This window comes from Providencia sp. 2023EL-00965 (assembly GCF_033550225.1).
GTDB classification, from domain to species: domain Bacteria; phylum Pseudomonadota; class Gammaproteobacteria; order Enterobacterales; family Enterobacteriaceae; genus Providencia; species Providencia manganoxydans.
Window position 1 is genome coordinate 423,518 of record NZ_JAWUEH010000002.1, and the last position, 13,257, is coordinate 436,774.

Annotated in this window: 12 protein-coding genes; 7 read left to right on the forward strand and 5 right to left on the reverse strand. The window is 38.1% G+C overall.

The features are described from left to right. The first annotated feature begins 9 nt into the window (after positions 1 to 9). The 4 genes from dbpA (at position 10) to SC428_RS04915 (ending at position 4,411) form a co-directional block, all read left to right on the forward strand. On the forward strand, positions 10 to 1,383 hold the full coding sequence (gene dbpA, locus SC428_RS04900) for an ATP-dependent RNA helicase DbpA (protein ID WP_070929678.1): 1,374 nt from the start codon (positions 10 to 12) through the stop codon (positions 1,381 to 1,383). Between the two features lie 210 nt (positions 1,384 to 1,593). Then, positions 1,594 to 2,187: a LemA family protein gene (locus SC428_RS04905; RefSeq protein WP_070929677.1), complete on the forward strand. Its 594-nt coding sequence runs from the start codon at positions 1,594 to 1,596 to the stop codon at positions 2,185 to 2,187. After that, on the forward strand, positions 2,187 to 3,344 hold the full coding sequence (locus SC428_RS04910; protein WP_318706141.1) for a TPM domain-containing protein: 1,158 nt from the start codon (positions 2,187 to 2,189) through the stop codon (positions 3,342 to 3,344). Before SC428_RS04905 ends, SC428_RS04910 begins: the two co-directional genes overlap by 1 nt. An 89-nt stretch (positions 3,345 to 3,433) precedes the next feature. Further along, a complete protein-coding gene (locus SC428_RS04915) occupies positions 3,434 to 4,411 on the forward strand; it encodes a Gfo/Idh/MocA family protein (RefSeq protein WP_140179201.1) in 978 nt (325 codons plus the stop codon). 72 nt (positions 4,412 to 4,483) lie between these two features. On the opposite strand, the gene SC428_RS04920 is transcribed toward SC428_RS04915, so the two are convergent. Beyond that, complete coding sequence (locus tag SC428_RS04920; RefSeq protein WP_318706175.1) at positions 4,484 to 6,133, reverse strand: alpha-keto acid decarboxylase family protein; 1,650 nt, start codon at positions 6,131 to 6,133, stop codon at positions 4,484 to 4,486. A 123-nt stretch (positions 6,134 to 6,256) separates the two neighbouring features. On the opposite strand from SC428_RS04920, the gene SC428_RS04925 reads away from it, so the two are divergent. After that, positions 6,257 to 7,144: a LysR family transcriptional regulator gene (locus SC428_RS04925; protein ID WP_140186175.1), complete on the forward strand. Its 888-nt coding sequence runs from the start codon at positions 6,257 to 6,259 to the stop codon at positions 7,142 to 7,144. Between the two features lie 258 nt (positions 7,145 to 7,402). Continuing rightward, the gene (gene yafC, locus SC428_RS04930) at positions 7,403 to 8,302 is read left to right on the forward strand and encodes a DNA-binding transcriptional regulator YafC (RefSeq protein WP_318706144.1); all 900 of its coding nucleotides are present in this window, start codon (positions 7,403 to 7,405) and stop codon (positions 8,300 to 8,302) included. A 32-nt stretch (positions 8,303 to 8,334) separates the two neighbouring features. Here the strand turns inward: yafC and dkgB are convergent, their stop codons facing one another. Further along, positions 8,335 to 9,138: a 2,5-didehydrogluconate reductase DkgB gene (gene dkgB, locus SC428_RS04935; RefSeq protein WP_070929674.1), complete on the reverse strand. Its 804-nt coding sequence runs from the start codon at positions 9,136 to 9,138 to the stop codon at positions 8,335 to 8,337. A 318-nt stretch (positions 9,139 to 9,456) separates the two neighbouring features. Here dkgB and SC428_RS04940 point away from each other — a divergent pair, with 318 nt between their 5' ends. Beyond that, on the forward strand, positions 9,457 to 10,035 hold the full coding sequence (locus SC428_RS04940; RefSeq protein WP_318706147.1) for an NAD(P)H-dependent oxidoreductase: 579 nt from the start codon (positions 9,457 to 9,459) through the stop codon (positions 10,033 to 10,035). 606 nt (positions 10,036 to 10,641) lie between these two features. On the opposite strand, the gene SC428_RS04945 is transcribed toward SC428_RS04940, so the two are convergent. From SC428_RS04945 to SC428_RS04955, 3 genes are all read right to left on the reverse strand, one after another. Further along, a complete protein-coding gene (locus tag SC428_RS04945; RefSeq protein ID WP_318706149.1) occupies positions 10,642 to 10,809 on the reverse strand; it encodes a hypothetical protein in 168 nt (55 codons plus the stop codon). A gap of 128 nt (positions 10,810 to 10,937) precedes the next feature. After that, complete coding sequence (locus tag SC428_RS04950; protein ID WP_214190486.1) at positions 10,938 to 11,420, reverse strand: immunity 26/phosphotriesterase HocA family protein; 483 nt, start codon at positions 11,418 to 11,420, stop codon at positions 10,938 to 10,940. Beyond that, positions 11,420 to 13,257 (reverse strand): RHS repeat-associated core domain-containing protein (locus SC428_RS04955; RefSeq protein WP_318706153.1); only part of this gene is annotated, 1,838 nt, incomplete at its 5' end. The genes SC428_RS04955 and SC428_RS04950, both read right to left, overlap by 1 nt.

The following is a 13,257-nucleotide window of genomic DNA, read 5'->3' on the forward strand; positions in this document are numbered from 1 at the left end:
ACTTTCACTGTGACTTCATTTGCTGAACTTAACGCGCTTCCTATGGAGCAACTCGCTAATCTGACGGAACTAGGCTATCTAACTATGACGCCTATTCAAGAAGCAGCGTTACCTCTGATCCTTGCCGGAAAAGATGTCCGTGCACAAGCAAAAACAGGGAGTGGTAAAACTGCTGCATTTGGGCTCGGGTTATTACAGCATATTGATGCTAAACAGTTTAATACACAATCTCTTGTATTATGCCCAACGAGGGAGCTCGCTGATCAAGTAGCTAACGAACTACGTCGTTTAGCGCGTTATATGCCGAATATTAAAATACTTACATTGTGCGGTGGCGTTCCATTTAGTATTCAACGTGATTCATTGATCCATGCAGCTCACATCATTGTTGCGACACCGGGTCGTTTACTGGATCATTTAAATAAAGAGACGGTTAATCTAGACGCATTACAGACATTAGTATTAGATGAAGCCGACCGTATGTTGGATATGGGATTCGCTGATGACATCGACCAAGTCATTGATTATGCACCCACTCAGCGGCAAACATTGTTGTTTTCAGCAACTTGGCCCGATGCAATCACGGCGATAAGCCAGCGAATTCAACGTAATCCAATGACTATTGAAATCAATTCAGTGGATGAATTACCTGCGGTTGAGCAACAGTTCTATGAAGTTTCACGTAATGGGAAAATTAATTTATTACAAAAATTATTGAGCCGAGAACAACCCGCTTCTTGTGTTGTTTTTTGCAATACAAAAAAAGATTGCCAAGCTGTTTATGATGCTTTGTCTGACAGTCATCAAAGTGTTTTAGTGTTACATGGCGATATGGAACAGCGCGATCGTGATCAAACATTGATACAATTTGCTAATGGTAGCAGCCGTGTTTTAGTCGCGACGGATGTGGCTGCACGTGGGCTAGATATTAAATCATTAGAAATGGTGATTAACTATGAGTTGTCATGGGATCCTGAAGTCCATGTCCACCGTATCGGTCGTACCGCTCGAGCAGGTGAAAGTGGATTAGCAATTAGCCTTTGTGCGCCTGAAGAAGCTCAGCGAGCTAATGCTTTAGAAGAAATGTTAAATATGAAGCTAAATTGGCAGCCGCTCCCTACTGGTATTGCAATCATACCTCTTGAAGCCACTATGGCGACACTGTGTATTGATGGGGGTAAAAAAGCCAAAATGCGTCCCGGTGATATTTTAGGTGCTCTAACGGGGGATATGGGGCTTGATGGCGCAGACATTGGTAAAATAACCATTCAACCAACGCATGCTTATGTTGCTTTAAAACAATCTGTGGCTCGTCATGCGTGGAAGCAACTGCAACAAGGTAAGATTAAAGGTAAATCGGTTAAAGTACGGCTGTTAAAATAGTAAAAGGGAGTGTAAATTCCTTTTAACAAACATAAGTGGAATAAAATAAAATTTCTGACCATGCAATATGATTTTGAGTTAATTATATTGCATTCGTCATTTTATCATTTTGAGTATTTAACAATACTGCTTAGCGATATATAATTCATAAAGAACAGTAGAATTTAAAATTATATCCTAGTTTTTACTTTAAAGCTTAAAGGAATAAGTATGCGTATTTTTTATATTTTGTTATTAATATTAATTGTAGTTATTTCTACTATTTTTATTTCTAATTATAATACTATTCAGAAGAATGATGAAGCTGTCATTGCAAGTGCCTCAGAAGTATTAAATCAATATCAGAGGCGTGCAGACTTAATCCCTAATCTGATTAGTACGGTAAAAGGCTATTCCAATTATGAAAAAGATGTATTGCAAGAGGTCACAAATGCGAGAGCATCAATTGGTCGAATAAGTGTTAGCGCGCAGCAGCTAACCGACCCAAACGAGATGGCCACTTATCAAAATGCACAACAAGCACTAGGACAATCCTTATCTCGCTTATTGGCTGTGTCTGAAAGATATCCCGAATTACAAGCCAGTTCACTATATCAAGATTTAATGGTGCAATTAGAGGGTGCTGAGAATCGTATTGCAGTAGCTAGGGGGAATTATATTAAAACTGTTCGTGAATATAATACGTTAATAAGGCAATTTCCTTACAACCTTATTGCTAGCCAGTTTGGCTATCAAGAAAAAGCAAGTTTCAATGTGAATGATGAACAGACTATAAAACGTGTTCCTGTGGTGGACTTTAACTAATGTTACGTAATTTTTTGTTTATTCTTATTTTTTTGGGGTTTAATACATTAGCAGATGAGATTAAGCTCCCTAATTGGGGAACTGAAAGGGTAATCGATAGCGCTAGGCTATTAACGAAAAATGAGTATCAAGCATTAAATGAACAATTAATTAATTTTGAAAATGAGCGTGGTGATGGCTCTCAGTTTTTATTATACATACTACCTACAACGGGAAGTGAGAGTATAGAACAATTTTCAAATAGGGCATTTAATCATTGGGGGATTGGCCACAAAGAGAAAAATAATGGTTTGCTGCTAGTTGTTGCGATTAATGACCATAGAGTCCGTTTTGAAGTTGGATATGGATATGAGGGCGTTTTTTCCGATGTTATTGCTGGCCGGATTATTCGTAATTATATTACACCAAACTTTCGTTCTGAAAATTATTATCTAGGTATCAAGTCAGGTATTGAGGCAGCAATTCAAATTGCGAGTGGAGAACCTATTGAAAATATCGAATCGACGAATAATGTGTTATTTTTGAAAGTACTTCAAATGCCTTTTGTGGGTGTTTATTTGGCTATTTTCATATTGAGTTATATGTATAATTTGGTATTTGGTACACGGTCACGAAAAATAAAAATTAATAAAGATATAAAAAAAGCTAAAGAAAATAAAATTTCATCGAAAAAATCGAACAAGCCTAGAGGCCACAAAATCAAACGAAAAACGTTAATGAGATTAAATGACTTTTTACAGTACAAATATTTTTTCCCGACGTTTTCGAATATGGCACCTATGATGATAGTTTTAACATTATTGGTAATATTTTTTGTTCAGGTTGCCTATGATGGAGAAGTAACGCCAATCACGGTGATGGCTATGGTTTTTCTGGATCTTTTTTTAAACTTATTGATATTGCCGCTATTGTTGGGAGTATTAGGATTGGCTATACCTATAGCAAGGCGTCAGAAAAAGGAATGGGCTTTGATTGCAGGATATGACATTGTTCATACAAAATCGTTATATTCATCTAGTTCATCAAGGCGTGAATCGGATTATTCAGGTTCGTATAGCAGCTCATCTAGCAGTTCATCGAGTAGTTCATCTAGCTCCTCATCGAGTGGCGGCGGCGGTGGCTCTAGTGGCGGGGGCGGCGCATCGGGAAGCTGGTGATAAATTATGACTTTTTTTTCCGGATATAGCATGATGTCGATCACTAAAGCCTTTTAATGATAGCGACCATGTACTAATAGGTAACTCCAATGAAAATAGCACTCATAGGTTCCGGGAAAATTATTATGTCTGCACTTGATGCGTTAACACAAGTGCAAGATATAGAAGTCGTTGCGTTATGTGTCAGAGCATCAAGTATTGAAAAAGGTAAGTCAATCTGCCAGCAATTTAGCATTAATAAATTGTATAGCGACTATGAAGAGTTACTGCGAGACCCTCAAATTGAGGTGGTCTATATTGGTTTACCTAATCATTTGCATTATGACTATACATACAAGGCGTTAATGGCTGATAAACATGTTATTTGTGAAAAGCCGTTTACTCCACAATGGCAGCAGCTACAAGAACTTGTCCTATTATCTCATCAGCGAGGGCTTTATCTATTTGAAGCCATTACTGCGATACACACCCCAGGCTTCCAATTTATACAACAAAATATGGAAAAAATTGGTGATATCAAAGTGATCCAAGGTAACTATTCACAATATTCTAGCCGATATGATGATTATTTACTGGGTAATGTTCATGCGGCATTCGATCCAAAGCAAGCTGGTGGTGCTCTGTATGATATTAATCTTTATAATATTTATGTATTAGCTGCACTGATGGGAGAGCCTGATAGTCGTCATTACATTTGTAATAAAGGGCATAATGGCATCGATACATCGGGGGTCGTTACATGCCAATTTGGTACAACGGTTGCGACGTGCACTGGCGCGAAAGATTCAGCAAGTCCAGGTTATTTCATTATTCAAGGGACAAAAGGTTATATACGTGTAGAAGGTGCTCCAAGCCTTTGCCAGTCAGTGGAAGCTTGTATTGATGGTCAAGTGACAAAAGTAAGCCAAAATGAACATACAAACTTTATGATTTTTGAGTTTGCATTTTTTCGTGATCAAATCGCCTCTAAACAATTTGTAAAGTGCCATGAGCTACTTGAATTGGCAATAATTGTTTCCAAAATACTGACAGCATCAAGAAATGATGTTGGCATAGTATTTGAGTAAGTTATGTAAATTATTTAAGTAAAGCCATTGGTGGCGATGTGTGATTGCTCCCAATGGCTTAACGCGGATTATTTAAAATGAATACAGTGATCCTCTCGATTTACCGAGTTTTTGTGCTAGCTCAGATGCTGCGTATCTGTCCATAACGATTTCAATATAGGATGCAGTATCTATTGATTCAGCAATGGTTATTGCAGTATTTAATTCATCACAGGTAGTGACTTGTACGCAGTGCCAATCTTGGCAACCAAGTGCCTCAGGCAATTGCGCATAGTTCCATTTTGGCAAGTCGTTATAATAAGCTTCAGGGTTGTTACATAGTAATCTTTCAATTAAATAGCCATCATTGTTTAGTACTAAAACAATGGGTTTTAACCCGAAACGAGCGAACTGACTAATTTCTTGAGCTGTGAGTTGATGTGAACCTTCACCCGTAATTAGGATAACTCGGCGGTTAGGAGCTGCAATGGCGGCACCAAAAGCAGCAGGGGTCGCCCAACCAATTGAACCCCATAGCGTTTGGTTGTGAAATTGAGCGTTACGAGGGAGTCGTGCGAAACCCAGTCCCATAGAAGCGGTGCCTGTTTCAGCGATAATTATATCGTCTTCTCGAAACATTTTTTCAAGTCTAGGATAGAGATAGGTTGCGGTAATTTTTCCATCATTTCCCTGAATTGGCTCGCCAAGTCCTTCGGCTTTAATACCTTGGTGTTGCAAAGAAGGAGCATGTTGTTTTAACTGTTCCAATATATCTTTCATATAAACTTGTGGATAAACGGCAGAACCGACTTTGACATGATCCGCAAGAATATTAATGCGATTTTCAGGTTGGATTGTTGCAGTAAAACTACCTGAGTTAAAATCAGTCAATTCGGCACCAATTCCTATAATACAATCACAGCTTTCAACAAATTCGCCTACTTTTGGATTCATCAATTTCCCGTTATAGATACCCATATAGGTTGCATTTGATTCGCTAACTATACTTTTATCCATAAACATAGTGGCGTATGGGAGCCCTGTTTTATCTATAATTTTTTGAACATCATTGGCATAGCCTAAACGAGCACTTAGGATCCCAGGGATTAGGCAGGCTTTTTTGCTTGAATTTAGTTTTTCTAGAATAGCAGTAACGGCTGCTGATAATGACTCGCTATTACTTTTATGCATAGTTATAGCATCAGTATTTTTATCAGTAACAACAGGCATAACCGCATAATCAGAGGGGAGCCCAATATAAACAGGACGACGTTCATTAAGCGCGGTAGTAATTAAACGTTTGGTTTCGGCGATGCAGTTTTCTGGTGTTAGGATTGCGTGCGCACAACTGATATGTTGGCTCATTTTATAAAACACATCAAAGTTACCGTTGCCGAGCGTATGATGCACAAGTCTATGATTTTTTTGTACTCCACTTGCTGGCATCCCCACTAAATGGAATATTGGCAAGTGTTCTGCGTATGAACCAGCAATACCATTTAAAGCACTTAATTCACCCACGCCAAAAGTTGTTGATAGTGCGGCGCAACCTTTAATTCGTGCATAGCCATCTGCGGCGTATGAGGCATTGAGTTCATTACAGTTGCCGATCCAACGCATGTTTTCGCTTTCACAGATAGCGTCTTCTATGGGAAATGCATAGTCTCCGGCCACACCAAAAACGTCATGGATCCCAATATCATATAAACAGGCTAAAACGTGCTCAATAACTGTCTTCATTATATCACCTCTAATAATTCAACGGTTAATAATTCTAGTTATTATTAGTTTTAGCGTGAATATTACTTGTAAGGAAATTATTTATAATTATTCTATCTATAACTAAAATTTATAGCGGGATAAGATATGGATGTGCGTTCACTGCGTTATTTTGTTGAAGTTGTGCAATTCAATGGATTTAGCCGAGCCGCAGACAGTTTATTTGTTACCCAACCGGCGATCAGCCGAAGTATTAAAAAACTTGAACAAGAGCTTGGTTATAAATTATTAATTAGAGAGGTTGATGGCGTCAGTCTTACTGATGAAGGGGAAATATTACTGATCCATGCTAAACAGATCCTTGAGCAATTCAACCAAATGAATAAGGCATTAAAGGAAAAATCAGGTCCATTAGAAGGGGTTTTACATGTGGGATTACCGCCTGTTATCGCTTCAACTTATTTTGCCGATATCATATTAGCTTTCAGTCAACGCTATCCTTTAGTCGAATTAAAAATTATTGAATTAGGGACGCGAAAAATGATGGATGCGATGTTAAATGGTGATGTGGAAACTGCCGCGGTGATGCTACCACTTGATGATGAGCGTTTTGATTTACATGTTTTCTCCACTGACCGCCTTATGTTATTAGTTAATGAACAACATCCTTTAGCACAGCGTCATTTAGTCAAATTTATTGAACTGCTTAATGAACCATTTATTTTTTTCTCAGATGATTTCCGAATTAATGAATTGGTCACTAGTGCTTGTGGTCTTTATGGTAAGAAACCGATAATTGCAGGTCGTAGTAGTCATCTTGATTTAGTCACCGCGATGGTGAGAGCAGGGGTTGGTATCACATTGCTGCCAGGCAGCATGTGGAATAAAACCAGAGCAGATGGGGTATCAATCATTCCAGTGATTGAACCTGTTCTTTCTTATGAATTAGCGCTGGCAACATTAAAAAATAGTTCTCAAACTCGAAAAGCACAAGCATGGAATGCTTTGTCGAGGGAAATATTAAAGAACCAATAGTGATATGGATCTTAATAAAACTTCTTAGGTTTTTTGTATGATATCTTAATCACCAAATTTATTGAGGTTGTTAAGAAACACAATGAAAAATAAATAGCATAGACTTGAGACAATATTATGAATTATATAGTGGTTTATTATTGATGAATATCTTAATCGAATGATGTGCAATGTTACTTTACATGCCATTTGAACTTCGATTTCTGCTACTATAAACCATCATCTGTTTGATCATTTATCTTTAATAAGAAAACTATTATGAAAGCAACATCCGAAGAAGCTCGTGTATTTATTGAAGTAGTAGAGCAAAAAAGCTTTAGTAAAGCAGCGGATAAGCTCAATTTGGCAAATTCAGCTGTGAGCCGAATCGTCAAAAAGTTAGAAGAAAAATTGGGTGTCAATTTGCTTAACCGTACAACTCGACAAATTGACTTAACTACAGAAGGTGAACTCTATTTTCAGCGGATGAAAGTTATTTTACAGGCAATGCAAGAGGCAGAGAATGAATTATATGAAGCACAGCACTCACCAAAAGGTTTATTGCGGATTGATGCAGCAACACCAATTGTGTTGCATATCCTAATTCCTTTCACTTCTATTTTTCGTAAACAATATCCTGATATTCATTTATCTTTGGTTTCATCAGAAACTTTTGTTAACTTAATAGAACGAAAAGTGGATGTTGCGATACGTGCTGGACAACTCAATGATTCTAGCTTACGAGCTCGCCCTTTGTTTAATAGCTATCGTAAGATTATTGCTTCACCAGACTACATTGAGCAATATAGCGAACCTGTACAGCCTCAAGATCTCTTCAACCATACATGTCTCACTTTTACGGAACCTGCTTCATTAAATATATGGCCAGTTAAAACTGTAGATGGACAATTAATTGAAGTAACTGATGGAATATCATCAAATAGTGGGGAAACGTTAAGGCAGCTTTGCTTGGCTGGCAATGGAATTGCGTGTTTGTCTGACTTTATGGTCAATAAAGACATTCAAAGTGGGCAGTTTATTGAAGTATTAAAAGAACAGTTACAACCTATTCCTTTGCCATTTCATGCGGTTTATTACAGTGACCGCGTAGTTAGTCAACGTATTCGCGTTTTTATTGATAGTTTAACTCAATATATTTCAGAAATTCAGAAGCCATAACGAATTATGGCTTCTGAAAATACGGGAAACAATTAGTCCCAGTTTGGCGCCAAACCTTCAGGGCTAACTAAGCGATCATTACAATCTAATTTTGCGATGGCAGTTTTGTCATCACTGTCTAATTGTAATCGCGTTGCTTGTAAGTTACTTAATAAGTTTTCACGCTTTGTCGATGATGGAATAACAGAATATCCTTCACCAATAGCCCAAGCTAAAATCACTTGAGCGGGTGTTGCATTGTGTTTTTGTGCAATACGCGCGATAGTTTCATCTTTTAATGCTTTGCCGTATGCTAACGTCATATAAGATGTAATGTGGATATTATGTTGTTTTGCCCACTCAACAACTTTTTTGTTTTGTAGGTAAGGTGATAATTCAATTTGGTTTGTCGCAATATTTTCTGCGCCAACTGCGGCAACTGCTTTTTCCATTAATGGAATGGTGAAATTAGAAATACCAATTTCTCGAGTTAATCCTTGTTTTTTGGCTTCCAATAAAGCCTGCATAAACTCTTCTACAGAAACAGCATCATTTGGAGATGGCCAGTGTACGAGTGTTAAGTCAACATAATTAGTTTGTAAGTCACTTAAGCTTTTTTTCAAACTAGGGATGAGTTTATCTTTACTTAAATTCTCAATCCAAATTTTTGTGGTTATATAAAGTTCATCTCGAGAAACACCACTTTCAGCAATAGCTTGCCCAACAGCGGCTTCATTGTCATAAATTTGCGCAGTATCAATAGCTCGATAACCAACATCTAACGCATTTTTTATTGAATCAATTACCACATCATCTTTTAAACGGAATGTACCAACGCCGATTACAGGAATAGTCATTATGTTATCTCTCTTAGATTTCATTAATAATTTGTATGCAATAGAGAATACGCGCTAATGATACTGACGAAAATAGCAATAAATTCAATAGACTTTTGCTAAAAAATCAATAATCGTTCGATGTTATAGTTTTAACTTTAAATTGCGGCTTTGGTATGATTTTTAACCTATATAGTATCGTTTTTCCATTATTTAATGAAAGATTAATCTGAGTATGTCAAGTGGGTAACTAATGGATTGGCATGACTTGGCTTTTTATCTTTATTTTAGTTTGTTAGCCTAAATACAACTTAGCAATTAATGAATAAGGCAATACCAGTGAAAATTCTCCTTCTGAATGGCGGGCAAACATTTGCACATTCTGCCGGCCAACTCAATCGTACTTTACATAATGTAGCAAAAAATAGCTTAAGTGAATTAGGGCACACTATTCAAGAAACGTATATTGAATCAGGCTACAGCGTGGAAGATGAAATTAAAAAATTTCTTTGGGCAGATACCATAATTTATCAAATGCCGGGTTGGTGGATGATGATGCCTTGGACAGTAAAAAAGTATATGGATGATGTTTATACCCTCGGGCATGGCTATTTGTATGCAAATGATGGACGTACCCGACAAGATCCAAAAAAACAATATGGTACAGGGGGATTACTGCATGGAAGAAAATACATGCTTTCAGTGACTTGGAATGCACCAATTGATGCATTTGAAGAGTTTGATAACTTTTTTGATGGCCGTGGTGTAGATGGTGTTTATTTTGCCTTTCACAAATCACAGCAATTCCTAGGATTGAAAAAATTTCCAACTTTTATGGTTAATGATGTAATCAAAGAAACGGATGTTGAAAAGTATATTCGTGAATACAAAACTCACCTTATTGAAGTTTTTAAATAATTAAAGTCAGAAGGTTGAGTTTTCCTAAATAAACTCAACCTTCTAAGTGTTAACCGCCGAAAATAATTTTTTCTATTCTTTTGTAATCCATACAATAACGATTTCATGTTGTTAGGGGAAAGTGCTTCACTCTACAATCTCTCTAGATTGAACAATGCTTTTCTTATTTCCAATCCGAATTTGTTCGCAAGCAAAGAGGATTATCTTCATAAAAAATATATGTATTGTACTTACATCAAGATCTAATCAATAGCGAAGTATTATAAAACTCAGAATGGCAAAAACAGCATAAAACCCAGTTAATGTTATGAATTTTATGCTGTTTTATTATGGAGTGATACTTAAAAATTAAAAGTCGGTTTACACATTAAACCTGAACTAGAGGTGTAATTTCTTGATTTATAATAATTTAACTTTAGGTTTTTGGTTTTGTACTCAGCGGTGTACTCATTTAATTGAATCTATCAAATAAAATGGATTTTTTTGATAGAATTGGGTTTTTATGCTTATTAAACTTATTTAGCAATTATTACGATGCAAGAGGGGAGCATAAGGTTATGTATTCCTTCTTATATAGCCCTATTTGCTACGCATTATATGCTATATTTAGGGTTTTGCTACAAAGAAATTAAATGTAAAACCACAGTGTTCTTCGTAGCAATAGGTCTGACATTTACCCGTATTGATATCCTGCTCTTGCAGCAACCGTAGTCCTTGCCACACAAAATGGGTTTCATGTCGCTCTAGTTTGCCATGAGCCCGTGACTCAACCACTTTATGAATCCGGCGATCCAGTGCATTGTTATTTCAAAGTGCTGATATCTGTAAGGCAAATATTGAAAAGCAGGGTTGCCCCTGCTGGTAGTTATGAAAAATATGCAGGTAGAGCATCTGAGTTAAGTTTAGATAGCTCCTAATAATTCTTTAATATGATAATCAGAATAAGGGATTAATTCGGGGAGTTTTTTTGCTTCTTCTTCAGATATTGAATAAGTATTATCGAAAATGTCCTTTTTTTTGCATGAATTACCAATCCCGAAAGTAAAATATACCCCTTCTACATTAATAGGGGTGTAGTTATTCTGATGCCCAATGATCCTCCAGTCACTATTGGGATATCCTTTTCTATCAAATAACCCGTAAGTATCGATTACAACGGGTTCGATTTTTCTTTTAGATTTTTTTATATTGTCTTCGGTTATAGTTGGACTAGATGAAAAGAAATCGAAAATCTCAGCTACATGGCCTGTCATGATTTTTGAAATAATTCGTCCAAAACCATATTTTTCATTATTCAATTGAAAACAAAAGATATCTCCGGGTTTTACATATCTCAGCATCGTTCGTGGTTTTTTATTCCATCCCCAAAATTTAAAATCACTCATTAGCATTTCCCTCCGACTTTTCCAGAACTTTTAGTCTTACTGTCATAAGCTTCTTTAAAAGCATCAGCACGTGTATCAGTCCGGTTATGGTCAAATGAATTGTATTTGTTACCTCGGTTAGTTGACGATATATCTTCTCCGATAGTTCCTGTTCTCGTACCATATTTTTCAATATAATACTGCTCATAGCCGCGAGCTTGACCATAGTTAATATTTTCATCAAGTACTTTCATTCCTGCTCCCGGCGTTAACCGACCTGTACCAGCATGTTCGATCGTTCGTCTATTAATATCATTAGTAATACCAACATAATAAGGCTCTTTTGCGCCTGAATCGAACAAGCCATAAACATAATATCCGGGAGCATCAACAGCAGTTAACCCCCAAGGATCAATCCATCCTAGTGGGTTCGGAGCATACTGATATAGATTTATCCCACCCAATAACCCAATCGGGTCAGGCATGATAAAACGGCCTATCTGTGGGTCGTAGAATCTGAAGGTATTAAAGTGCAGCCCTGTTTCAGTGTCAAAATACTGTCCGGCATAGCGTAAGTTCTGCTCGAAGGACTCCATTTTACGTTCAGGGTCGGAGTAGAAACTTAATGGACTATTGCGAACAAAACCAAAACGTTCATATTTCCCTGACCATACTGTATTGCCTTGTGCATTGGTGACATCAAGTGGGGCACTGTTAATGTCGCAGTGGTGCCAGTAATAACGGTAGCCTGCGGGTTGCTTCACGATAACGCCTAGGGGAGTATAACTGCCGTGTTCTTCGTAGCAATAGGTCTGACATTTACCCGTATTGATATCCTGCTCTTGCAGCAATCGTAGTCCTTGCCACACAAAATGGGTTTCGTGTCGTTTCAGTGTGCCGTGAGCCCGTGACTCAACCACTTTATGAATCCGGCGACCCAGTGCATCGTAGTGATACTGAGCTTTCATGTCACTAGTCTGGGCGATAACTAAACGGTTATCCCCATCATACTGATAAGTTTGTTTGACTTGGTTGGGATTTCCGCGTGAAATCACGTTACCATAGGAGTCATGGCGATATTGCCAGCCTTGGAATTGAAGTAGCCTATCCCCTTGTGGGCTTAGAGCTGGCGTTGATGGGATTTGAGCCTCGATTTCTGATTGAGGTCGCTCTAACAGATTATCGGCACGGTCATAGAACAGCATGGCGTCCCTATTTTCGCCACTAGCGACTTTTTTCAGTCGCTGCTCAGAGTCATATAGATATTCCACCCAGCCCCGGTAATGGTCTTCCATCGCGCCAAGGTTATCTTGTTCGTCATAGAACCATTTTCGTGATGAGGCAATACCGTTGAGTGGGTGCTGTTTATCGCGTGAGCTGAAGGTGCTTATTGTCCGTCCCAGTTTATCGTACTGTCGATATTGGGTCAGAGTACCTTGGGTACGGCTGATTTCACGGTGCAGGTCATCTCGTTCAAATTCGGTGATTAAGTGTGGCGTACCCTCAACAAGGTGATTGATGGCAGTGGCATGTCCAGAACCGTAATAGAGCCAGTTGAGGCTGTCACCTTGAGGTAACGTCAGACGACTCAGGTTATTGAGTTCATCGTAAGCAAATTCGACGATATCATCGCCCGTTTGTTCACGGCTAATACGCCCAAGTGCGTCGTAGGTAAAGTGAACTTGGTTCGCTTGCAAGCCCATTTCAAGGCCGAGTTGATTCGGTTGCCTCGACGCCACCAATAAGCGGTTTAGGTTATCCCACTGGTACTGATAGCTATCAGTTAATGTTTCCCGTTTAGCAAGGTTACCGGCGGGGTCATACTGCAACAACACCGTGCGAGCGGGGGAAGGGAACA

Excerpts from the sequence above, each read along its gene's own strand:
- SC428_RS04905 (WP_070929677.1), top strand. The coding sequence starts at position 1,594 with ATGCGTATTTTTTATATTTTGTTATTAATATTAATTGTAGTTATTTCT.
- SC428_RS04910 (WP_318706141.1), top strand. The coding sequence starts at position 2,187 with ATGTTACGTAATTTTTTGTTTATTCTTATTTTTTTGGGGTTTAATACA.
- SC428_RS04915 (WP_140179201.1), top strand. The coding sequence starts at position 3,434 with ATGAAAATAGCACTCATAGGTTCCGGGAAAATTATTATGTCTGCACTT.
- SC428_RS04925 (WP_140186175.1), top strand. The coding sequence starts at position 6,257 with ATGGATGTGCGTTCACTGCGTTATTTTGTTGAAGTTGTGCAATTCAAT.
- yafC (WP_318706144.1), top strand. The coding sequence starts at position 7,403 with ATGAAAGCAACATCCGAAGAAGCTCGTGTATTTATTGAAGTAGTAGAG.
- dkgB (WP_070929674.1), bottom strand. The coding sequence starts at position 9,138 with ATGACTATTCCTGTAATCGGCGTTGGTACATTCCGTTTAAAAGATGAT.
- SC428_RS04950 (WP_214190486.1), bottom strand. The coding sequence starts at position 11,420 with ATGAGTGATTTTAAATTTTGGGGATGGAATAAAAAACCACGAACGATG.